Raw genomic sequence first — 21,221 nt, 5'->3', positions numbered from 1 at the left:
ATTTAAGCGAAAGCCAACACGTCGTTGATCTGCTTGCGTGGCTTCTTCGGCCAGTTGGATGGGCCTGGCTGGCCGACGGTGACCAGCATCACCGGTACCTGGGTGGGTGCCAGGCCAAAGGCTGCGGCGACGCCGGCCTGATCGAAACCGATCATCGGGCAGCTGACCAAGCCCTGGCCTTGTGCCGCCAGCATCAGGGTCATCGCTGCCAACGCGCCGGAGCGGATCGCCTCATCACGCTGGAAGGTCTGGTTGGCGCCGTACATATTCTGAACCGCGCCAACCCAGCCGTTGAAGATGGCTTCGTCAATGATGCCGGCGTCGAGCGTTGGCTTCAGCGCGTCCGATACTGTCAGGTGTGGCTCCAGCGTGCCGCAGATGATGAAGGTCACTGCCGCCTCGACGACTTTGGGCTGGCCGAACGCCAGCGGCAGCAGGCGCGCCTTGGCCTCCGTGCTGCGCACGGCGATGAATTTCCAGTTTTGCAAATTGAATGCGGACGGCGCCTGCGTGGCGAGGTCCACCAGTTCAGCAATTTCCGCTTCCGACATCTGGTGCGACGAGTCGTAGCTGCTGGCGGAGGTACGGGCTTTGATTAATTCTGCGATGGTCATAGGTTGCAATCGTGTGTATCGTTGGGAAGGTTGTCAGCTTAAGCTGTGCGGTGCTGCGAATAAACAGGCTGGCGGTCCGCAGACCGTCAACTTTTTTTCTACAGTCATGGTTTGTTCAGGAAATTATCGAGGTCGGCCGTGAATTTGAATGGGTTCTTGAAGGCGAGGAAGTGGTCGCCTTGTTCCTTGGCGCTGTACACGTGCAGTTCGCTGTTCGGAATGACTGAGTGGATCCAGCGCTGGCCGGTAAGCGAATCACTGTAGACGCCGGTAAAGATCGCGGTCGGTACGTCCACGCGCTTGCTGATGACGTCGCGCCAGTCGTTAGTGACGTGATCGAACATCACGCGCTTGAGGTCATCGATGTTGTTCTTGACGACGGCCTGGGCGAAGTTCTCCGAGTTCTGGAAGTAGGGCGAGTCCATCAGCGTGAAGCGCTGGAATGCCTGACTGTCGACGATCATCTTGTTTGGCGCCTTGCCGGAAGTGAATGAGTCGATCATGCGCTCCGCGTCACTGGTGATGGCGCCGGCGTCTTGGCGCTCCTTTTCGGTCCAGTCGGCGTGGCTGTAGATCGATGGCGGTTCGTCGATGAAGACCACTTTGTTGATGCTCTTGGTGCCGTACAGGTCGATGTAACTCCATAGCACCGACGCGCCCATGGACCAGCCGCAGTAGTCGGCCTTTTTGAGCCCGAGATGCTCATTCAGCTCCTTCAAATCTGCAGCGAAGCGCGAGATGCGCGAACCATAATCGACGTGCTGCGACAGGCCCTGGTTGCGTGGGTCCAGTACCACCACGTGATACTGCTTGCTCAACAGGTACATGACGTTGAGGTACTCGGCGCCGTTGGCCGACCAGCCCGGAATGAAGACCAGCGGCTTGCCTTTGCCGGCTTCCCAGTAGGCCAGCTTGACCCCGTCACTGGTGGTGAAGTGATTGATCTGCAAATCCTTGAAGTCGGACAGCTTGGCGGGCAAGCCTTCGATTTTGTTCGGGAAAGTGAAATCCTTGCCTAAAACGGTGATGGCTGGGGCGGCGCTGGCAAGGGCACTGCACAGCAGCAGGCTGATGCCGCCAGCGGCGAGGCGGAAGAGATGGCGCATATATTCTGACTCTAATGTGTAAAACATCAGTGTGAACTGTAAACGCCATGCGATAAATATCGAATAGAATTGCTCACTTGAAATGGAGTGTTTCTAATGGACCGTTTATTGAGCATGACGGTGTTTGCCAAGGCGGTGGAGCTCGGCTCATTCTCGGCCGCTGCAGACGCTTTCCGCATGTCGCCGCAGCTGGTGGGCAAGCATGTGCAGATGCTGGAGCAGCATCTGGGCGTACGCCTGCTGAACCGCACGACGCGTCGGCAGCACTTGACTGAGATCGGCGCCAACTACTACGAAAAGGTGAAAGTGATCCTGGCGGAAGTCGAGTCTGCCGAGGGGCTCGCAGCGGAGAGCAAAGCCCGGCCCAGCGGCCGCCTGCGCATCAACGCCCCGGTCAGCTTCGGTATCCATGCGCTGATGCCCCGGCTGACCGAATACATGGCCGCCTATCCTGAGGTGCAGGTTGAGGTCTCGCTGGCAAACCGTTATGTCGACGCGCTGGAGGAGGGGGCCGATGCAGTGTTCCGCGTCGGTGAACTGTCTGACAGCAGCCGCATCGCGCGGCGGCTGGCGCCATACCGTCTGATCCTGTGCGCGGCGCCGGCCTATCTGAATGCGCACCCGCCGATTAAGTCACCGCCTGACCTGGCCAGTCACGAGTGCCTGGGCTTTGCCTACACCGAACTGCGGACGCACTGGAGTTTCAATGGCCCCGAAGGTCTAGTCACCGTGCCAGTATCCGGCCGTTTGATGATTGACAGCGGCGAGGCGCTGCTGATGGCTGCCCGCGCCGGCATGGGCGTGCTGTTGCAGCCCGCCGAGCTGATCGAGCCAGAGCTGGAAACCGGGCGGCTGGTGCACGTGCTGCCTAAATACCGGCCGCCAGACCGGCCACTGCATCTGCTGTATGCACCGGATCGGCAGATGACGCCCAAGTTGCGCAGTTTCATTGAATTTGCCGTCGCTGCCTTCGGCACGCACAAGGCGTAAGCTTATTGGCCCAGCGCGGCGGCCAGGAAATCGACGAAGGTCCGCACTTTGGCGGATAAATGCTTGCGGCTGGGATAGACGGCGTAGACGCCGAGTTCCGCCGACTGCCATTCCGGAAGCAGTTGTACCAGGCGGCCTGCGGCCAGATCGTCGCCGACAATGAAGTGCGGCTGAAACAGGATGCCGGCGCCGCTGAGTGCGGCCAGCCGGATAATGTCGCCGTTATCGGCGCGGATCGGTCCCGCGATCGGGACCACCAGCGGGCCGTCGGGGGTCTCAAAGCGCCAGTCGGCGCCGCTGCCGGTCAGCGTATAGCCGAGGCAGGCGTGGCTGCTCAATTCCGTCGGCGCCTGCGGCGCGCCGTGCCGCGCTATATAGGTGGGACTGGCGCAGACAATGCTGCGCACCCCGCCAATCTTGCGGGCGATCAGGTCTGACTGCGGCATGACGCCGATACGCACCGCCAGATCGAAACCATCCTCAATCAGATCAACCTTGCGGTCGCTGAGTGAAATATCGAGTTGTACTTTCGGATAGGCTTGGGTGTAATCGCCGATGATGGTGGCTAGCCGGTGCTGTCCGTACGAGAGCGGTATGGTTACCCGCAGCACGCCTTGGGGCGTGCGATTCATCTGGCCAGCGACTTGTTCCGCTTCCTCCACATCGGTCATAATCTGGGTGCTGCGTTCGTAAAACTCGCGGCCTGTCTCAGTCAGGCTCAGGCGCCGCGTGGTGCGGTTCAGCAGGCGCGTTCCCAAGTGTTCCTCAAGCTTCTGTATCTGCTTCGAGACCATGGCGCGGGAAATGTCCAACTTGTCGGCGGCAGACGCAAAGCTGCCACCATCCACTACCGCAACGTACATTCGCATCGATGAAAACAGGTCCATGGCCATCCATTGTCAATTCAATGGAAATAGTTTAGTCACTGTGTAGGTATTTATCAACCATTCAAACCGGCCTACCATGGCTGCATCTTACTAATCGAGGTGCACCATGTCTCCGCTGCCTACCATCTTTGTTTCTCACGGTTCACCCATGCTGGCGTTGCAGGACAGCCCCGCACGCCGCTTCCTTCAGGGCCTGGGAGAGAGCTTGCCACGTCCGAAGGCCATTATTGTGTTCTCCGCGCATTGGGAAACGATGAATGCGCCGGCGATTTCTCTTGCCGAGCAACCCGCCACCATTCACGATTTCGGCGGCTTTCCCAAAGCATTGTTCGATATCCAGTACCACGCTGCCGGCGCGCCGGAAGTCGCGGAGCAGGCGGCAGCGCTGTTTGCCGCCGCCGGTATTGCCGTCAGCCGCAGCGCGCAGCGCGGACTGGACCACGGCACTTGGGTACCGCTGAGCCTGATGTATCCGCAGGCCGACGTCCCGGTAATGCAAATATCACTGGTGCGCGGCGCCGGTCCGGCCGCGCACGAAATGCTGGGCCGAGCGCTTGCCCAGCTTCGGCACGAAGGATTACTGGTGATTGGTTCCGGCTCGCTGACCCACAACCTGTACGAATTCCGAGGGCAGGCTGTCGACGCACCAGCACCGACCTGGGTCAGCGAGTTCGAGGTCTGGATGCGTGAGCGTCTGGAGGAAGGCGATCACGCGGCATTGCTCGAATACCGCAACCGCGCACCATCCGCCGTGCAGAATCACCCCACGGAAGAGCATCTGCTGCCACTGTTTGTCGCGATGGGTGCTGCGGGTGCCGGCGCCAAGGCGCAACTGCTCCATACGAGCGTTGAACACGGCGTACTGGCGATGGACGCCTACGCCTTTAACTGAAAGGAATGAACATGACGGATAAACTTAACGAAACGCTGGTGGAACCGGTTTCTGGATTGACTTACAGGGTGCGCCCGGGCACCGGTGCGCAGGGCAAGTCACCGTGCCTGATCCTGTTGCATGGCGTGGGCGCCAACGAGGTTGGCTTTATCGAACTGGCTAAATCGCTGGACCCGCGCCTGACTGTGGTACTGGCGCGCGGACCGCTGGAATTCGGAGCGATGCAGTTTGGCTGGTTCCAGGTGCACTTTACGCAGAACGGCCCGGCCATCAATCCAGTCCAGGCTGATCAGGCGCGCCAGAAGTTGCTGACCTTTGTCGATCACCTGCCGGAAGTGCTGGATATCGATCCGTCGCATCTGTGGATGGCCGGCTTTAGTCAGGGCGGCATCATGAGCGCCAGCGTCGGCCTTACTGCCCCTGAAAAACTGACCGGCTTTGGCATTTTAAGCGGTCGCATTTTGCCGGAGGTATTACCCTCGGTGAAGCCTGGCGCTACACTGAGCAAAATACGTGCGTTTATCAGCCACGGAGTTCAGGATGACAAGCTGGGTATCCACTTCGCTCACCACGCCAAGCAAGTGCTCACCGGCTTCGACGTGCCTTTGGAATATCACGAATATACAGCCAACCACACATTGAACATGGCTATGGTGGAAGATTTCAAGCGGTGGCTGGCAGGGCAGTTTTAATTCTCCGCTTGCAATCAATTGCCTAGGCAAGTATTATTCGCTTTATTCTAAGAGGCGGGTATGCAGCGAGACGAAACCGGAATTGACTATTTGGTAAGTGGCGGCTTGGGACATATGATTAACTCAGTGCGTAACGCCATCTTTAACGCACTTGAAACCGAATTGGCACCGCTGGAACTCACTTCGGCCCAGTTCGTTGTCGTAATCGCCGCGATGCGTGGCCGGGCCCATACCATCAGCGAGTTCTGTGACTTTGTGGGCGTCGATGCCGGCGCAATGACACGCTTGCTTGATCGCCTGGAGGCAAAGGGCATCGTCCGCCGCGTGCGGGATGGTGCTGATCGTCGCCAGGTGCAGGTAAAGTTGACGGAAAAAGGGCAGCAATTATCGCCGCAGATCATGCCGGCGATCGCCAAGGTCTACGCGCAATTTTTAGCGGATTTTTCGCCTGATGAAGCACTGCTATTGCAATCGCTGCTGCAGCGCTTGTTGGACAACGGCCCGGCCGCTTGATTTTTTTTGACTAAATACTTGCCTAAGCAAGGAGTGGTTAATATGAAACTTTTATATAAATCCAGTGTTTCGCTCGGCGTGCTGTTATTGATGGCCGGCTGCGCGGCGCCGGAGCTCGGTCCGCTAGCTAAACTACATGGGGCGAATGAACTCGCCGCGCAGGCCAGCATTGGCAAGCCGACGCTGTCGGCCGCCGCCTGGCCTACAGAAAAATGGTGGGACCGCTACGGCGATGCCCAATTGAATACCTTGATGGACGAAGCACTCAAGCTGAGTCCGTCTCTGAAAATGGCGCAGGCGCGGGTGCGTCAGGCGGAAGCCATCGCGGGCAGGGCGGAAGCGGCCAGCGCGCCACAGTTAAGCCTCGCGGATAAGAACAATCGTCAACTGTTCAGCGGACACGGTACGACGCCGCCTCCTGTCGCGGGACAGTGGAAGTGGGTGAATGAAGCGACCCTGAACGGCTCATATGAATTTGACTTCTGGGGCAAAAACCAGTCGGCGATGGAAGCGGCGGTCGGCATTACCCATGCCGTGGAGGTGGACGCCTATACAGCGCGCCTGGTGCTGATCACTAATATTCTGCGCAGCTACGTACGTCTGCAGCAGGCTTACCAGCAGCTCGATATCGCCGCCGCGACCCTGGCCCAGCGCCAGCGCATTCTGGAGCTGACACAGCAGCGCGTGCGCGCTCGGATCGACTCCTCTGTCGATCTGAAGCAGGCCGAGTCGTTGGTGCCCGCCGCCAAGTTGCAGATTGCGCAGATCAATGAAGCCATCGCGCTGAGCCGAGCCGAGCTAGGAGCGCTGACAGGGCAAGGGCCCGATCGCGGGTTGGCTTTGGCGCGTCCGAACATGCGCGAAGCGCGTACCACCTTGTTGCCCAGCGATGTGCCGGCGGAACTAATCGGGCGCCGTCCCGACATCGTCGCGCAGCGCTGGCGGGTGGAAGCGGCTGGGCAGGAAATCACCAACGCCAAGGCGCAGTTCTACCCCAACATCAGCCTGACCGCGTTCATCGGCATGCAGAGTCTTGGCTTCCCGAATTTCAACGATGCCGCCAGCCGCATCACCGGCATCGGCCCGGCGCTCAGCCTGCCGATCTTCGATGGCGGCCGGCTGAAGACCAACCTGGCCGGGCGCAATGCCGAGTACGACTACGCGGTAGAACAATACAACGCCACAGTGATTGACGCCGTGCGTGACGTGGTCAGTCAGCTGGTGTCGTTGCGTGGGATCGAGGAACAGCGCTCCTTGCAGCGGGAGGCCGTCGCTACGGCGGATGACGCCTATCAACTGGCGTCACAGCGCTACCGCAGCGGTGTCGGTAACTACCTGCAAGTGCTGTCTGCGGAACTGCAAAAGCTGGCCAGTGAACGGTTGCAGTCCGACCTCGACATGCGCGCCATCGAGCTGGACATCGCGCTGGCGGGCGCGCTCGGCGGCGGCTTTGCTCCGCAAGGCTGAACCTGGAATAACTTTGAGAGAGATTTTTGAATGACTGCACACCCTGCTCAAGCCGCTGCTGCACCGGACCATACGCCCGGCGGAAAGCGTCGCCGCACCTTGCTGACCGCCGCCCTGATCGGCGCCCTGATCGCCGGCGGTGGATACGCCTTGTATTGGTCGCGCGCGACCGCACAGGAAGAGACCACCGAGGATGCCTACGTTGAAGGCAATATCGTTCAGGTGACCTCCCAGGTGCCGGGAACCGTGATTGCGATTGGCGCCGACAATACCGACCGCGTGATCGCAGGCCAGTCCTTGGTCAAGCTGAATCCTCTCGATGCACAACTGGCGCTGGAGCGTAGCGAGGCCGCGTTGGGCAAGACGGTCCGCCAGGTCCGCAGCCAATTCGCGGTGGCGTCGCAGATGCGTGCCAATGTCGAACTGCGCCGTGCCGAGTTGAGAAGGGTCCAGGCCGACATGGACCGCCGTAGTGAACTGGTGCATTCCGGCGCGGTGTCCGGCGAGGATTTGGAACACGCCAGCGAATCGGTCCGCACCGCGTCGGCCGCGCTGAAGTCGGCGGAGCAGCAGTACGAGGCCAGTCAAGCCTATGTCGATGGTACGACGGTGACGACGCATCCGGATGTGCTGAGTGGCGCAGCCCAGGTCAAGGATGCCTACATCGCCGCCGCCCGCGCTGTCGTGCCTGCGCCGGTGGCAGGGATAGTGGCGCGGCGCAACGTGCAGGTGGGCCAGCGGGTGGCGGCCGGAAGTTCGATGATGTCGATTATTCCGCTGGAAAGCTTGTGGGTGACGGCCAACTTCAAAGAATCGCAGCTACACCATATTCACGCCGGACAGGCGGTGGTGCTCACTGCCGACGCCTATGGCCGCGAAGTCAAATACCAGGGAAAAGTCATCGGCCAGGAGGCTGGCACCGGCAGTGCCTTCTCGCTGATGCCAGCGCAAAACGCGACCGGCAACTGGATCAAGGTGGTACAGCGGCTGCCAGTGCGGATTGCTCTCGATCCGAATCAGGTCCGCGCCAATCCGTTGCAGCTGGGGTTGTCGATGCGCGTAAGCGTCGACACCAGCCAGCGCGATGGGGTGCGGTTCGCCGCCGGCGGAAACGCCGCACATGCCTATGAAACCGACGTCTTCGCCCAGGAGGGCAAGGAGGCGGCAGCATTAGTTACCCGCATTATCGCCACCAATATGGCGGCGGGCGGTCCTGCAATCGCCGCCAACTAGGAGCACGATGATGCAGAACATGCCGCGCTATCCGCAAATACTGCTGTTCACGATCTTTACGCTCACCTCGATCGAATATTTGCAGAGCGGGATGATCGCCTTTGGCGCTGGTCCGATCATGGGGGAGATCGGCGCGGCGCCTGAGGAATTCAGTCTGATCAGCGCCACCTATGCCTGCGTCGCCATCGCGGCGATCGCCAAGCAGCGCTGGTTCGCCGAGCGCCTCGGATGGCGCCGCTTTGTGATGCTGTCGCTGGCATTCTTCATGCTCGGGGCGGCGCTGTGCGCGGTATCGACTACCTATCTGGAATTCATGGCCGGGCGCGTGTGCATGGCGATGGGCGGCGGCACCTTGATGACATCGGCGCGGGTGTTGGTGAATTTGTTCCCGCCCAGTCCGAAGCGGTTCACCGGGATACGCTACTTCGCCACGGCGCTAGCGGTGGGCAGCTCCAGTGCGCCGTGGCTGTCGTCAGTGGCCATTTCTCACGATAGCTGGCGCTGGATTTTTGGCATTCTGATTATTCTTGGCGCGGTCGCCAGTGTGCTGGCGCTGGTCTGCCTGCCGGTGGAAACGCCGGCGCGCGAACTGCACACCGAATCGCATCCGGTGCTGCTGATGGTGCTGATCGCCGGCACTTTCGTAGTGCTCTACGCATTGCAGCGATCCTATTACGATTTCTACGGTGACTTCGCGATGCTGGCATCCGCTGGCGTATTGGGATTGATGGCGCTGGCGTATTTTGTCCACGCCATGCACGCGCACAAGCGAACCCTGCTCAATATCGGCAGCTTGCACAATACCCGTTACTGGAGCGGCGTGGCGCTGTTTACTGCTTGCTACACATTGATGGCGGCGACCAACTATATGCTGCCGGCGTTGCTGCAACGAGGTCTCGGGTTCCCGTGGGAAGTGATCGGCCAGGTGCAGGCAACCGGACTGGCCACCACCGTGCTGACCTGGGCGGTGATGGCGGTCATCTTGCCAAAGAAACCCGCAGCGAAAAAATATTATTTGATCGGCTTTACGGCACTTGCGATCTTCGGCTGGCGCATCGCCAACTTCAGTCCCAGCGCCAATTTGTGGACCGACTTCGTGCCAGCGCTGGCAGCGTACGGGGTGTTCGTGATGCTGGTGCTGGCCACGACCGCGATGCACACGTTCCGCGAAGTGCAACATCATGAAACCGTCTTTTCCCACGCGCAGCAGGTGAAGAACATGTTGTCGCAGTTTGGCGGCAGCCTCGGGATTTCGCTGGCGACGCTGTTGCTGCAAACCCGAACGGCGATGCATTACTCAGCGATGAACACGCATTTCGTTGCCGGCGACCCATTCTATGAACAGTCGCTGCGACAGATGAGCGAAGCCTACGCCCAGACCGGAACCGCGCAGTCGGCAGCGCTTGCCTCCGCCGGGCTGGCGCAATCGTTGACCCAACAGGTGACCCTACTGGCCACGTTGGACTACTTCTGGATTGTGGCGGCGATCGGCGTGATTGGTGCGGTTGTCATGTTGGTGCAGCGCGCATTAAAGTAATCCGTCACCTCGATGACTGTTCGGCATTCGCTCACCGCTTTCTTGCCTAGATTCCGCTCGTACGTGCCGCACTGGTGTCTCGTCGGTTTTGAAGTGCACGGCCAGGATTTTATGAATCCATATTGAATCACGATCGAGCTCCAGCGCCGCTTCGAATCGATCGTGATCTGCCGGCCATGTGACGAGCGATGGCTCGCACGCCTGCGATGGCTCACTTTCAAGTACGGGAGCAAACCACGCGGAATTTTCTTCGTATTCGAACAGGTATGCGCTCGCAGTGCGATCATATTCACGCGTAGCTCGAAGGACCTTAGAAGCTTTTCTGAAAAGCACGACATTGCGGCCACTGGACTCCTCCTCTGCAGCTTGGGTCGACGGAAAAATAATTCCGTCTAAATTCAATTTGGGATGTGTGGCGAGAAAATCCGCAATAGCTTGGGTAATCAAATAGTCGGTACCCGCCCTGCTTGGTAGAACGGGCATGGTCAGCTGCGTTACCAACGTCTTCAAGAAATTATTTCGGATAGTTCGCTCGACTGTAATCGGGTCAAATTTGCTGGCCTTCGAAGAAGAAACATCGCCTAGTTTAGTTAAATCTAGCAAGCTAAGCTCGCGGACGACCTGGAACAATCCAATCGCTACATGAGCACCCACCGCTGGGCGAACTTCCGCAATCGCAGTTAATGCTTTGGTCGCACCATAGAAAACCGGAATTCCTGCACAATTCATTCGGCCGGCGCTACCGACACCGACCGGTGGTGGGCCAAGGCTCGATTCAGGATGGCATAAGGCGCGCTCAAGTTCGTGCAATGATTCGAATTCGCGTGCGCGGAGCAGGCCGCTTATCTGATGGGCTGGACCAATCTTGGTGATTACCTGGTGCCCCGCTCGCGTCCGGTCATCGATTACTGGAGCAAAAATCTTTTCAAGAACGGCAGCAGCAGCAGGGTTAAATAAACGGGCTGTGTCGCGCAAAGACTGCTCCATATGCTCCCATTCAGTCCCTATCTGACCGATGCTCTCTGACGATTCAACGAACCAAGGATCCTCTCCATATTTGTAGTCCATCGTATCCCGATCGAACCAGTAGTAATCAAGGAGCTCATGAAGATCTGTTTTTGCAGCACCGGTGACGCCAAGGATCTCGCTGATGAGGGTTTCAAGATCTTTGCCTTGCGGGTCCCTGCCAAATTGGAGGACGGCAGGGGTAAGACTGGAAACCTCAAAAAAAACTTCTATGACTTCATCGCACCGTATCATGAGATCCCATAACGCGATAGTAGGGCGATTTTCTCCGCAATAATCGCACTCTTCGACAGTGCCGATAAATTCGTTGATTCCCCTCTGCATGTGCTCGTCCTGAATGCAGTTTGCACAAATGCGATTGTCGTTTGTCATTCTCTGTTCTCATCGGGGAGAGGGTATTCGAACGATCGTTTTGCCGTCCATTGATCGCTGGGGGGACACAAACGTCGTATACCGAAATAACTCTCAGTGTGGCGCTCTCGTCTGTATCCGGTCGCTGCTCAGTGCCGTGCACGAAATGCTTTCAACGAGTTAAGGATGATTCTTTTTCTGTGATTCCCACCAATTGAACAAGTCTTCCCGCCGCAGATAGTCAAAATTATTATTCGAGATCTTATTAATTCTGCGTATCGCCGCCAGAACAACGCCAAATCCCGGATCGTTTCTCACGACCTCTACGAGCAGTGGAAGCACGGTTTTGTCCTCCAAAGGATAATTGTCAATCGCCACCATCTTCTTGACCGTATTATTTATATTGCCGGGTTGCGCGATAATTTTCCGCAACGTTGGAATATCGTTGCCGCTGTAATCTGGTCCCAGGCCATCGGCGGCCAAGGCGGCACTCCAATCGACGATCGTTTGCTGGCTAACTTTCCGCAGGCTGTCGAATCTGGATTCTGGCTCTTTTCCTGTGGCGACACGCTCTAAATAATCGAACGCACTTCTGTTCACTACGTTGGACCACAGGTTTGCGATGGCCCGCTGTACCTTGACTGTAGCATTCAGCTCCTCCACGCTACCTCTTACCGGCGCCACGCTTTCCTCAATCTGATTATTGATGGCAATTCCAACGGTGTCTTTGATGGTGGGTTTAAGCTCAGCAAGTACCGCGTTCGAATCGTCCTTGATCATTTGGCGGAGTTCTGGTTTTAGCTTGCTCGCCTCGTTTTTTACTTGTGCACCGGATATATCTTGAATCAACCCTTTGAGCTGCTGGTCAGTCATTTTTCCCAGCTCGCCGGTAATCCGTTGTTGTATCTTTTCATCTGCGAATTCATCCGAAAAGCGTCTCGCAATATCTTTTTTGAAGTCTTCAACTTGAGTGGTCACGCCTTTTTCGACCCGTGCGTGTACGTTTGCAATCTCGTCTTTTCCCGCTTGCGTCATGTCGTTTCGAAATTCCTTGATCGAGTTGCCAGTGAAGTAGATCGCAGTCGTCGCCACGATCCCAACGATGGTAACGATAAAGACTAGCAATGCGGTCAGCCGGCTTCGGTCTTTTTCCATCTGGGTTTGGGCAAAGACAAGGTATTCGTCACGTTTGGCGAGTTCCGCGCGGACTAAGTCCATTGTCCCCTGCGAGTCAGACGCGTCTGAACCTTGTCTTGCCCGTCTGGACCGGTCACGCGGGCGAAATGTGCTGACAGGCATGGCATGTTCCGGAAAAGAATAGAAATCAATTGTAGTTCATTTGATAATAATTGACTAGATTTGACGGGCGCGTCCCTGTTGTCATCTCGCGAGTCAGTTCAAGCGCAGCATTCCGCTCTGCAGTTCGCTCGGTACGGGATGCCCCCTGTCATAAAGGAATTGCGCCAGCACGAAGTACAGTGTCCGCAGCTCGGCAGAGGTGTCGGTCTGGCGGTGGCATAGGACGATGGGACAGGTCACAGGCTCCGCCAGCGGCCGGTACGCCACGCCTGGCGCGGCAACCATGCGCGCTGCCGCCGGCACGATGGACACACCGCAACCGGCTGCGATCATGATCAGCGCCGTGTCATATTGGTCTACCTCCAGCATATTGGACAAGGTGATGCCGCGCTCCCGGAGCTGCTCCAACACATGGTCGGCGAGGCTGGGGCGGGGCTTGCTGGTGTAGACGAGGAAAGGCTCGTCTTTCAAGGCGTCGAGCGGCAGTCCTTCTTCCAGTAGCGCCAGTGGATGATCGAAGGGCAGGGCGGCGATCATCGGTTCGTGGCGTAAAACAATGCGCTGTATGCCGTCGGTCGGTATTTCCACGCGGCTGATGCCGGCGTCGATCCGTCCTTCGCGCAAAGCGACAGCCTGTTCTGCGCTATTCATTTCCAGCATGCGGATGTCGATGCGCGGCAGCGCCTGGCGAAATTGCCGGATGATTGCCGACAGGTTGCCGTGAAAATTCGCCGGCACCACGCCAAAAGTAAAGGTCGCGCGCTCGTTATTCACCATGCGCCGCATGCTGGCCATCATCGCATCGGCCTGCTGCAGTATCTGCACCGCCTGTTCGTAGAACACCCTTCCCGTCGCCGTCAACGCCAGCGGCCGCTGCTCGCGGTTCAGCAATGCGGTACCAACCTCGGCTTCCAACTCCTGAATCCGCTGGCTCAAGGGAGGCTGCGCCATATGCAGCGCCTCGGCCGCAGCCGTAAAGCTGCCGAGGCGGGCGACAGTCGCAAAGTAACGTAATCGTTTGAGGTCCATATCGTATTATAGATAATTATTTGGTACCGGAAGATTGATGTAGTGATGAATATATCAAAGCGATATAACGTTAATCAAAACGGTATTTTTCAGACCACGATTCCGTACCTATACTCCCGACGTGACATTGATCAAACAGAGGAGATTTACATGACCAAAGAAACCCAAACCGAGCGCCAGGCCATCCGTGCCGCTGTGCTGCACGAAGCCCACCAACCGCTGACGTTTGAAGCCGCATCGCTGGAAATGCCGCGCGATACCGAAGTGCTGGTGCGGATGGTGGCGACCGGCGTATGCCACACCGACATGGTGGTGCGCGACCAAATGTTCAAAACCCCGATGCCGATGATCCTGGGCCATGAAGGCGCCGGCGTTGTCGAAAAAATCGGCCGCAGCGTCACCACCGTGGCAGTCGGCGATCACGTCGTCATGACCTACGCCTATTGCGGCCTGTGCGCACCATGCGCCACCGGCCATCCGGCCCACTGCGAGCACATGGGGGAACTGAACTTCGCCGGTGGCCGGCTCGACGGCTCGTCGTCGGCCTGCAATCACGAGGGCGGTGAATTGCATGACCACTTCTTTGGCCAGTCGTCGTTTGCCACACACGCCATCGCCAGCGAGTTGAATGTCGTCAAGGTGCGCAAGGATGTGCCGCTGGAGCTGCTCGGTCCACTCGGTTGCGGCATCCAGACCGGTTCCGGCGCGGTGCTGAATGCGTTGAAAGTCCACGCCGGCGCTTCGTTCGTGGCGTTCGGCACCGGCGCGGTCGGCCTGGCCGCCATCATGGCCGCGCGCGTGGCCGGCGCCACCCGCATTATCGCGGTCGACGTCAACCCAGCACGACTGCAACTGGCCCTGGAACTGGGCGCCACGCACGCCATCAACAGCAAGGAGACCGATCCGGTCGCCGAGGTACGCAAGCTGACTGGCGGCGCCGACTTCACGCTGGAATGCAGCGGCCGCGCGGAAGTGCTGCGTCAAGCGATCGACAGCCTGGGCACCCTGGGTACCTGCGGTATCGTGGGCGCGACCCGTGAGGGTACCGAGGCAGCGTTCAACGTCAACGACGTGATGATTCCTGGCCGCCGCATCATGGGCATCGTTCAGGGTGACGTTGTGTCGCGCACCTTCATTCCACAGTTGATCGAATTATTCATGCAAGGCCGCTTCCCGTTTGACCGGCTGGTCAAGTTCTATCCTTTCGAGCAGCTCAACGAGGCGATGGCCGATAGCGAAAGCGGCGTCACCATCAAGCCGATCTTGCGCTTCGAACCTGCCCAGGCATAACGACAAGGCCCGCATGGTCGACCTATCACCGCTGCTGCAGTTATCCGAGCGCTACACCAAGGTGGCCAACGCCGATCTAGGCGCGGCCAGCCCGATACTGGAAGGTCTGCAAGGACCATTCCGCGCCTATCAGCAGGCGCGCGATGCGGTGGGTGCGGTCTGCATCCGTGCCGCGCTCTGCGGTACGGTGGCGGTATCCACCCTGGCGTTCGGCCGTGCTGTCGACATCGTGCCGTCGGGCATGGACGATGGCCTGCTGGTCACCACCGCGATTCGGGGCACTGCCGCCATCTCCGGCCGCCAAGGTGTGTTCGAGGCCAGTGTGGGCGAGACCTTGATCGCCCACGCGGAAGACCAACCGACTTTCGTCTATGCCCCGGACACTGAAGTGCTGAAGCTGCGCTTCAGCCGCAAACGCCTGGAGCAACTGGGGGCGCGCCTGTACGGCGAGGACCATGCGCAGCGCTTGCATTTCAGCCCCGCCATGACGGCGCCGGGGGCGTCGCAGCGTTGGGCCGCACTGGTGCGCTATCTGCTGGTGACATTGAACGGCGCCGATGTCTCGCCGGTTTCTTCCCAAGAGCTGGCGACGCTGGAAGAGCACCTGATGCTGACGCTGCTGAATATCCAACCGCACAACTATGTCGCGACGCAGCTCGACACGCGGCGCGAGCTGGTGCTACGCCATTTCCGCGACGCCGCTGATTACATCGACCGTCATCTCGCCGATGAGCTGACGCTGGGCGATATCGCCGATGCCGCACATTGCAGCGTGCGCACACTGTCGCGTGCCTTCGAGACGGCCGGCGAGCTCGCTCCCATGCAATACGTGCACCGCCTGCGCATGGAGAAGATCCGGGCTGAACTCAGTAATCATGCTGAGCAACGCAAGACCATCGCCGATATCGCCTTCGGCTGGGGCTACAGCCATCTGGGCGAATTCAACCGCAAGTACCGCCAGACCTTCGGCGAGACGCCGTCCGCGACCCGCCAGCTGCAATTGGCAGGAATCCGTCAGCCTTCCGTCCAGCTTCCGTAAGACCGCTGCGGCGGACAAGACTAATCTCCTTGTAGAGCGAAAAGCGAAGGCGCTTTCCGCCTTTCGAACCGAACAGGAGATTTAGATGGAAACCAAACTCATCATCGATAACCAGGCCGTCAACGCCAGCAACGGCGCCACTTTCAGCCGGGTCAGCCCGACCAGCGGCGAGGTCATCACGGTGGCTGCCGCCGCCACCTTGAAAGATGCGATCGCCGCTGCGGACTCGGCAGCTGAAGCATTCAAGACCTGGTCGAAGACCAGTCCGACCGAACGTCGTGCCATCCTGTTGAAAGCCGCAGATGCGCTCGAAGCCAAGATGCCGGAATTTATCAAGGTGATGGCGCGTGAAGTGGGCTCGTCGGAATTGTGGGCTGGCTTCAATGTGCAACTGGCTGCTGGACTGTTCCGCGAAGCGGCCGGCCTGACGACGCAGATCCAGGGCGAAACGATCCCAACTGACAAGCCGGGCGGCTTCTCGATGACCGTGCGCCAGCCAGCGGGTGTGGTGCTCAGCATCGTGCCATGGAATGGCCCAGTGGTGCTGGCCGCCCGCGCCATCGCCTATCCGCTGGCATGCGGCAACACCGTGCTGTTCCGTGCCTCGGAAGCGAGCCCGCACACCCATCTGCTGGTGGCGCAGGCGTTGCTGGACGCCGGTCTGCCGCCGGGTGCATTGAACTTTGTTACCAACGCCCCGGAAGATGCGGCACAGATCATCGATACTCTGATCGCTCATCCGGCGGTGCGTCGCATCAACTTCACCGGCTCGACCCGCGTCGGCCGCATCATTGCGGAGAAATCCGCGACCGAACTGAAACGTTGTCTGCTGGAGCTGGGCGGCAAGGCGCCGCTGGTCGTGCTCGATGACGCTGACCTGGACGCAGCGGCGCGCGCCGCCGCTTTCGGCTCATTCTTGTATCAAGGACAGATCTGCATGTCGACCGAGCGCTTGGTGGTCGATGAGAAAGTGGCTGATGAATTCGTGGCCAAGTTCGCTGAACGGGCACGCGCCTTGCCGGCTGGCGACCCTGCCACCACGCCTGGGCTGGTCATCGGTCCAGTGATCAATGCCGCCACGGGCAAGCGGCTGAACGCGCTGATTGACGATGCCGTCGGCAAAGGCGCGGTATTGGTCTGCGGCGGTGCAGCGGAAGGCGCGATGATGCCGGCGACGATCCTCGATCACGTCACGCCGGAGATGAAAATCTACGCCGAGGAAACCTTTGGTCCAGTCACGACCGTGGTGCGCGTCAAGGGCACCGAAGAAGCGGTACGGGTTGCCAACGACACCGAATATGGCCTGTCGTCGGCCGTTTTCGGCCGCGATCTGGATCGCACGCTGGCGGTAGCCCTGCAAATTGACGCCGGCGCCTGCCACATCAACGGCCCGACCGTCCAGAATGAAGCGCAATCGCCATACGGCGGCTTTAAGCAAAGCGGCTACGGCAAGTTCGACGGCCGCGCGGTGATCGATGAATTCACGGATCTGAAGTGGATTTCGATCTCGCCTAATTCGCAAACCTATCCGTTCTAACGTCCAGATTTTTCAGGGCGCCTCATCTGCCGGGACGTTCGCGTCCGGCAAATGAGGGCGTAATCAGGGAGTACCATGAATAACAAGAATTCAGACAATATTATTATTGTCGGCGGCGGTGCGGGAGGACTGGAACTTGCCTGCAAACTTGGGCGCAAGCTGGGACGCGATCGAGTGACGTTGGTGGATCAAGCCTTCTATCACATTTGGAAGCCCTCTCTCCATGAAGTCGCGGCAGGTACGATGGACATGCACCGCGAGGGTTTGCCTTATGCCATGCTTGCGCATCAGAATAACTTCACCTTTGTATACGGGTCTTTTAGTCGGTTGGATGCGGATAAAAAGGTGATCGTCGTGTCCGCAGTGGAAGCGCAGTCAGGCCAGGAAATCGTACCGGAGCGCGAGCTCGCCTATGCTAAGTTGTGTATCGCTGTCGGTAGCACCTCTCATTACTTCAACACGCCCGGTGCAGCCGAACATACCATTTCGCTGAACGGTCCCAGCGACGCCGAGCAATTCCGTCGTGAGATGCTCAAGCAAATGACGTGGGCAGAGAATCAAAAGGAGCGCGTGCCTGGCGCTGGCGTGGATGTGATCATCATTGGCGGCGGCGCAACTGGGGTGGAGCTCGCAGCGGAGCTGCGCGAGGCCAGTAACCGCTATCTGGATTACGGCTTCCGTCAACTTGACCCGGCCCGCGACATCCGAATCACTTTGCTGGAAGGCGCACCACGCATTTTGCCTCCGCTGCCGGAGCGGGTCGCTGCTACAGCCACGCAGCTGCTGGAAGAGCGGCACATTAAGGTGGTGCCCGCGTGCCGCGTGCAGCGCATCACTCATGATCAGGTGGTTGATGGTTCAGGAAGGGCATATCCGTACCAGATCTGTGTGTGGGCCGCCGGGATTAAGGCGCCGGCCTTCCTTGCGAAGCTCGGCTTGCCGGTGACACCCTCCGGCCAGCTGGAGGTAACTGACCGACTGAAGGTCAAAGGTCATCGCGATATCTACGCCATCGGCGACTGCGCCGCTTGCGTCATGGCAGATGGCAGTCGTGTACCGCCGCGTGCCCAAGCCGCACACCAGCAAGCTGATTATTTGTATCGGTCGTTCATGAAGGAACAGCGACGTGGCGCGCCTATTACGACAGCATATGTGTATCGTGACTACGGATCACTAGTATCGCTAGGCATGGCGTCCAGCGTTGGCACATTGATGGGGGCGCTGAAGGGACGTTCCTGGTTTGTCCGGGGCGGCGTGGCTCGGATTCTTTACGTGAGCTTGCATTTGCTGCACCACGGCGCCGTACTGGGCTGGGTGCGTACTTGTGGACTGGCCGTCGCCAGGGCGTTGGTGCGTCGACACACTGCTCTGGTTAAGCTGCATTATTGAACTGTAGAGAGGCGGGCGGGATGTGGCTATCCCGCCCATAGTTAAGGAAAAAAATGAACATCCAGCGCGAGGTTCCCGTTGCGATCCGTTGAGGTATCGTATTTGGAATTGTCTTGTCAATGATGCTGGCGCTATCGGCTTTCAGTATCATCAAAGTCAACTTCGTTAGAGGAGGAAGTTGCCATTAGCATCTGTGAATTTGCCGTGCCGTGACTTTGTGGAAGGAGGGCGGATGCGTGTGATAGCCATAGCTCACAGTGAGGAAATTCTGGTACTCTTAAGCCGTAGAGCCAGACTGGTATGGAAAAGCGTGAAGGTGTCAAACTATGAAAGCTAGAATTTATCTCGCCGACGGGATGATTTGTGCAGATCTTGAAAATGGATCACAACTAGTACACACAGATGCTGTTGAACTTGCAGATCAGCTTTGGGCCCTGAATGTGGCGCATGACGAAGTGAGGCTGGTGGACTGGCATGAAGATCCTGATCGTGCGCCGCTCGCTGGCCAGAAAATAGCGATCCATGCTCGGCTCCGACTTCATGAAAATGGCTATCCGGACTAACGTGCGGAATGTTTTCGGTTTTCTCAACAAACCGTCGGTTCGATAGTTCGTTAGAATTACCTACCTGTCGTTAGGCCCTTACTGTTCCATCATGACGCGAAAGTTGTGAGATAACCGTTCGTGCATTACATCTTTCCAGTCCTGGTCGAGCCAATGTGCGACCTCCTCAAAACCAGCCGTGATACGTGCTAGCAGGTCATCAAGGTAGGTTGTTGCCTCCCTTGCACTCGTAAATCCGAAACGATGCGCGTCAGCCAACACCGCGCCCCGAGAAATGTCGAAGCGACCCTGAGATAGCTGCATGTGAAGACGAACTGGCGTTTCCATCGGGTTAGGTACAACGTCAAAAGCCGGTGCGAGCCGCCAGCGGCGCTCTTGCGCGTTATAGACAATGGCATGGTTGCGCACATGGTCGTCATCATTACCGCATGCAGCATTAAATACCATTCGCCCAAACAGTTCTATACGGTCTTCAACTGATACACCGGCCAACCTCAGTTCTTCGGCTAAACGCGGATAACTCCAGCGGTCAGTTTGGAGCAGCCCCGGATATTCGGCCTGCAACAAAGACGCGGCGCTCACGCACATATGGCACTGCCGTCCGGTTCGGTCAAACCTTAGAACTCGTATCGAACTCCTGCCACCTGTGGCAGGGTGAAAGACAGTTTTGGCAAAATTTAATCCACTTGCCGCGCCCCACTGCTGACCTACGTGTTCGAGCAGAGGAATATTGGCAGCGTCTGCTGTAATCTCCGGCTTAACCAGCCAAAACTGGCCGTCATCGCCTTGCACCGTGGCTTTAGGCCGCGCACCACCAACGCTGGCCGTCTCGACCAACCGCGCACGAATTTTTGCGCGTATCGTAGGACGGCGCTCCGCGATCGCCGCCAATTCTTCGATAACCTCACTGAGTTGAGGCAGACCAAGGCTGCTCACTTTCGGGTCAGGCGGCTTGGGGTTTTGACCTACGGCAAGCGCACCCCAGCGGTCAAGGTTGCTAGTTTTGAGCAAGTATTGCAGCGGAGCAGCATCTTCCGGCAGATTATGTTCTCGGCGCAGTAAAGCCTGTCCCCACGCATCCGGGCAAGCATCTCGTAAGACGTCATGCAGTCCTTGATACCGTGGTGCCGTGACATCAATTCCCGGCAAAAATGGTAAGTTTCGCGGGTCTATGGCCCAGGCAAGCCCTGCATCAATGTAAGAGGGGCCATACTTGAAAAAACCTTCTCCAGGCTTGCCTGCCTTGTATCGGCCCACTGTGAGCCACTCGCCATTATCTGGCCGTTGCAGATAGACGTATATAGGTTTAGAAATACTCAGCATCGTCAGCTCCCTTTTCCAGCAGGCTCAACTTGACGCGCTGGCGGTAGTCGCCTTGCCAAAGCTCGGCAGGCAGCGCTGGTGCTGCTTGGTCGACGATGCCTAGCACAAGAAGCGCTGTCAAATATGCGCCTGCACCTGCACCAAGGTCCCCTTTTTCCAGCCGTAGCAGCGTCGTCCGGGAAATGCCCAGCCGCGCGGACAAATCAGCGACAGTGATACGCTGACGTAGGCGTTGTGTGTTGATACATTTACCCCATGCAGTGAGGCGGTCCTGCACCAGTGTTGGCCAATCTTCAGCCTTGGAGAGCTTCTTCGGCATAATTTACTCCGTTCATAGATAGGTCATTATGTTCCATAACGCGTTATCTATGAACATTGACAACTGCGGGCTAGTGTCATAGTTACGACTTTATGCCGTATAGCGACGTCCATGACCCGTGTTAG

General features: G+C 58.3%; 20 protein-coding genes. 12 read left to right on the top strand and 8 right to left on the bottom strand.

The features are described 5' to 3' along the window. Nucleotides 1-2: 2 nt before the first annotated feature. Nucleotides 3-614 (bottom strand): nitroreductase family protein, encoded by a 612-nt coding sequence (locus tag BLU39_RS01040; protein ID WP_092708451.1) that lies wholly within the window; start codon nt 612-614, stop codon nt 3-5. 104 nt (nt 615-718) lie between these two features. Next, complete coding sequence (locus BLU39_RS01035) at nt 719-1,720, bottom strand: alpha/beta fold hydrolase (protein WP_092708448.1); 1,002 nt, start codon at nt 1,718-1,720, stop codon at nt 719-721. Nucleotides 1,721-1,816: 96 nt separating this feature from the next. On the opposite strand from BLU39_RS01035, the gene BLU39_RS01030 reads away from it, so the two are divergent. Continuing rightward, on the top strand, nt 1,817-2,710 hold the full coding sequence (locus BLU39_RS01030) for a LysR family transcriptional regulator (RefSeq protein WP_092708445.1): 894 nt from the start codon (nt 1,817-1,819) through the stop codon (nt 2,708-2,710). Nucleotides 2,711-2,712: 2 nt separating this feature from the next. Here the strand turns inward: BLU39_RS01030 and BLU39_RS01025 are convergent, their stop codons facing one another. After that, nucleotides 2,713-3,597: a LysR family transcriptional regulator gene (locus BLU39_RS01025; protein WP_254788844.1), complete on the bottom strand. Its 885-nt coding sequence runs from the start codon at nt 3,595-3,597 to the stop codon at nt 2,713-2,715. A gap of 106 nt (nt 3,598-3,703) precedes the next feature. On the opposite strand from BLU39_RS01025, the gene BLU39_RS01020 reads away from it, so the two are divergent. The 6 genes from BLU39_RS01020 to BLU39_RS00995 are packed head-to-tail and all read left to right on the top strand — an operon-like array spanning nt 3,704 to nt 9,931. Then, the gene (locus tag BLU39_RS01020; protein ID WP_092708442.1) at nt 3,704-4,489 is read left to right on the top strand and encodes a dioxygenase family protein; all 786 of its coding nucleotides are present in this window, start codon (nt 3,704-3,706) and stop codon (nt 4,487-4,489) included. Between the two features lie 11 nt (nt 4,490-4,500). Next, nucleotides 4,501-5,181 (top strand): alpha/beta hydrolase, encoded by a 681-nt coding sequence (locus tag BLU39_RS01015; RefSeq protein WP_175539177.1) that lies wholly within the window; start codon nt 4,501-4,503, stop codon nt 5,179-5,181. A 60-nt stretch (nt 5,182-5,241) separates the two neighbouring features. Continuing rightward, nucleotides 5,242-5,694: a MarR family winged helix-turn-helix transcriptional regulator gene (locus BLU39_RS01010; RefSeq protein WP_092708436.1), complete on the top strand. Its 453-nt coding sequence runs from the start codon at nt 5,242-5,244 to the stop codon at nt 5,692-5,694. 42 nt (nt 5,695-5,736) lie between these two features. Next, nucleotides 5,737-7,161 carry an efflux transporter outer membrane subunit gene (locus BLU39_RS01005; protein WP_092708433.1) on the top strand — a complete coding sequence of 475 codons (1,425 nt, stop codon included), beginning with the start codon at nt 5,737-5,739 and terminating at the stop codon, nt 7,159-7,161. A 30-nt stretch (nt 7,162-7,191) separates the two neighbouring features. Further along, complete coding sequence (locus BLU39_RS01000; protein ID WP_092708430.1) at nt 7,192-8,394, top strand: HlyD/EmrA/EmrK family protein; 1,203 nt, start codon at nt 7,192-7,194, stop codon at nt 8,392-8,394. A gap of 7 nt (nt 8,395-8,401) precedes the next feature. Next, the gene (locus tag BLU39_RS00995; protein ID WP_254788842.1) at nt 8,402-9,931 is read left to right on the top strand and encodes an MFS transporter; all 1,530 of its coding nucleotides are present in this window, start codon (nt 8,402-8,404) and stop codon (nt 9,929-9,931) included. Here BLU39_RS00995 and BLU39_RS00990 read toward each other — a convergent pair. From BLU39_RS00990 to BLU39_RS00980, 3 genes are all read right to left on the bottom strand, one after another. Continuing rightward, nucleotides 9,923-11,329, bottom strand: a complete 1,407-nt coding sequence (locus tag BLU39_RS00990; protein WP_092708427.1) for an RES family NAD+ phosphorylase — start codon at nt 11,327-11,329, stop codon at nt 9,923-9,925. The two genes, BLU39_RS00995 and BLU39_RS00990, sit on opposite strands and share 9 nt — an antisense overlap. A 159-nt stretch (nt 11,330-11,488) precedes the next feature. After that, nucleotides 11,489-12,526 carry a hypothetical protein gene (locus BLU39_RS00985; RefSeq protein ID WP_092708424.1) on the bottom strand — a complete coding sequence of 346 codons (1,038 nt, stop codon included), beginning with the start codon at nt 12,524-12,526 and terminating at the stop codon, nt 11,489-11,491. A 174-nt stretch (nt 12,527-12,700) separates the two neighbouring features. Next, a complete protein-coding gene (locus BLU39_RS00980) occupies nt 12,701-13,636 on the bottom strand; it encodes a LysR family transcriptional regulator (RefSeq protein ID WP_092708420.1) in 936 nt (311 codons plus the stop codon). A gap of 150 nt (nt 13,637-13,786) precedes the next feature. On the opposite strand from BLU39_RS00980, the gene BLU39_RS00975 reads away from it, so the two are divergent. The 5 genes from BLU39_RS00975 to BLU39_RS28045 all read left to right on the top strand — a co-directional run bounded on the left by BLU39_RS00975 (nt 13,787) and on the right by BLU39_RS28045 (nt 19,454). After that, a complete protein-coding gene (locus BLU39_RS00975) occupies nt 13,787-14,926 on the top strand; it encodes an NAD(P)-dependent alcohol dehydrogenase (protein WP_092708417.1) in 1,140 nt (379 codons plus the stop codon). A 13-nt stretch (nt 14,927-14,939) separates the two neighbouring features. Then, on the top strand, nt 14,940-15,965 hold the full coding sequence (locus BLU39_RS00970; RefSeq protein WP_092708414.1) for a helix-turn-helix transcriptional regulator: 1,026 nt from the start codon (nt 14,940-14,942) through the stop codon (nt 15,963-15,965). Nucleotides 15,966-16,050: 85 nt separating this feature from the next. Further along, nucleotides 16,051-17,502 carry an aldehyde dehydrogenase gene (locus BLU39_RS00965; protein WP_090185845.1) on the top strand — a complete coding sequence of 484 codons (1,452 nt, stop codon included), beginning with the start codon at nt 16,051-16,053 and terminating at the stop codon, nt 17,500-17,502. Between the two features lie 75 nt (nt 17,503-17,577). After that, a complete protein-coding gene (locus BLU39_RS00960; RefSeq protein WP_092708411.1) occupies nt 17,578-18,891 on the top strand; it encodes an NAD(P)/FAD-dependent oxidoreductase in 1,314 nt (437 codons plus the stop codon). Between the two features lie 326 nt (nt 18,892-19,217). After that, the gene (locus BLU39_RS28045; protein WP_139178100.1) at nt 19,218-19,454 is read left to right on the top strand and encodes a hypothetical protein; all 237 of its coding nucleotides are present in this window, start codon (nt 19,218-19,220) and stop codon (nt 19,452-19,454) included. A gap of 78 nt (nt 19,455-19,532) precedes the next feature. Here the strand turns inward: BLU39_RS28045 and BLU39_RS00955 are convergent, their stop codons facing one another. Both BLU39_RS00955 and BLU39_RS00950 read right to left on the bottom strand, forming a co-directional pair. Next, a complete protein-coding gene (locus tag BLU39_RS00955) occupies nt 19,533-20,777 on the bottom strand; it encodes a type II toxin-antitoxin system HipA family toxin (protein WP_254788840.1) in 1,245 nt (414 codons plus the stop codon). Then, nucleotides 20,761-21,096, bottom strand: a complete 336-nt coding sequence (locus tag BLU39_RS00950) for a helix-turn-helix domain-containing protein (RefSeq protein WP_092708407.1) — start codon at nt 21,094-21,096, stop codon at nt 20,761-20,763. Before BLU39_RS00950 ends, BLU39_RS00955 begins: the two co-directional genes overlap by 17 nt. Nucleotides 21,097-21,221 lie beyond the last annotated feature (125 nt).

It is taken from the genome of Janthinobacterium sp. OK676 (genome assembly GCF_900103595.1).
Classification (GTDB): Bacteria; Pseudomonadota; Gammaproteobacteria; order Burkholderiales; family Burkholderiaceae_D; genus Janthinobacterium.
This window is presented reverse-complemented; position numbering and strand designations above follow the sequence as displayed.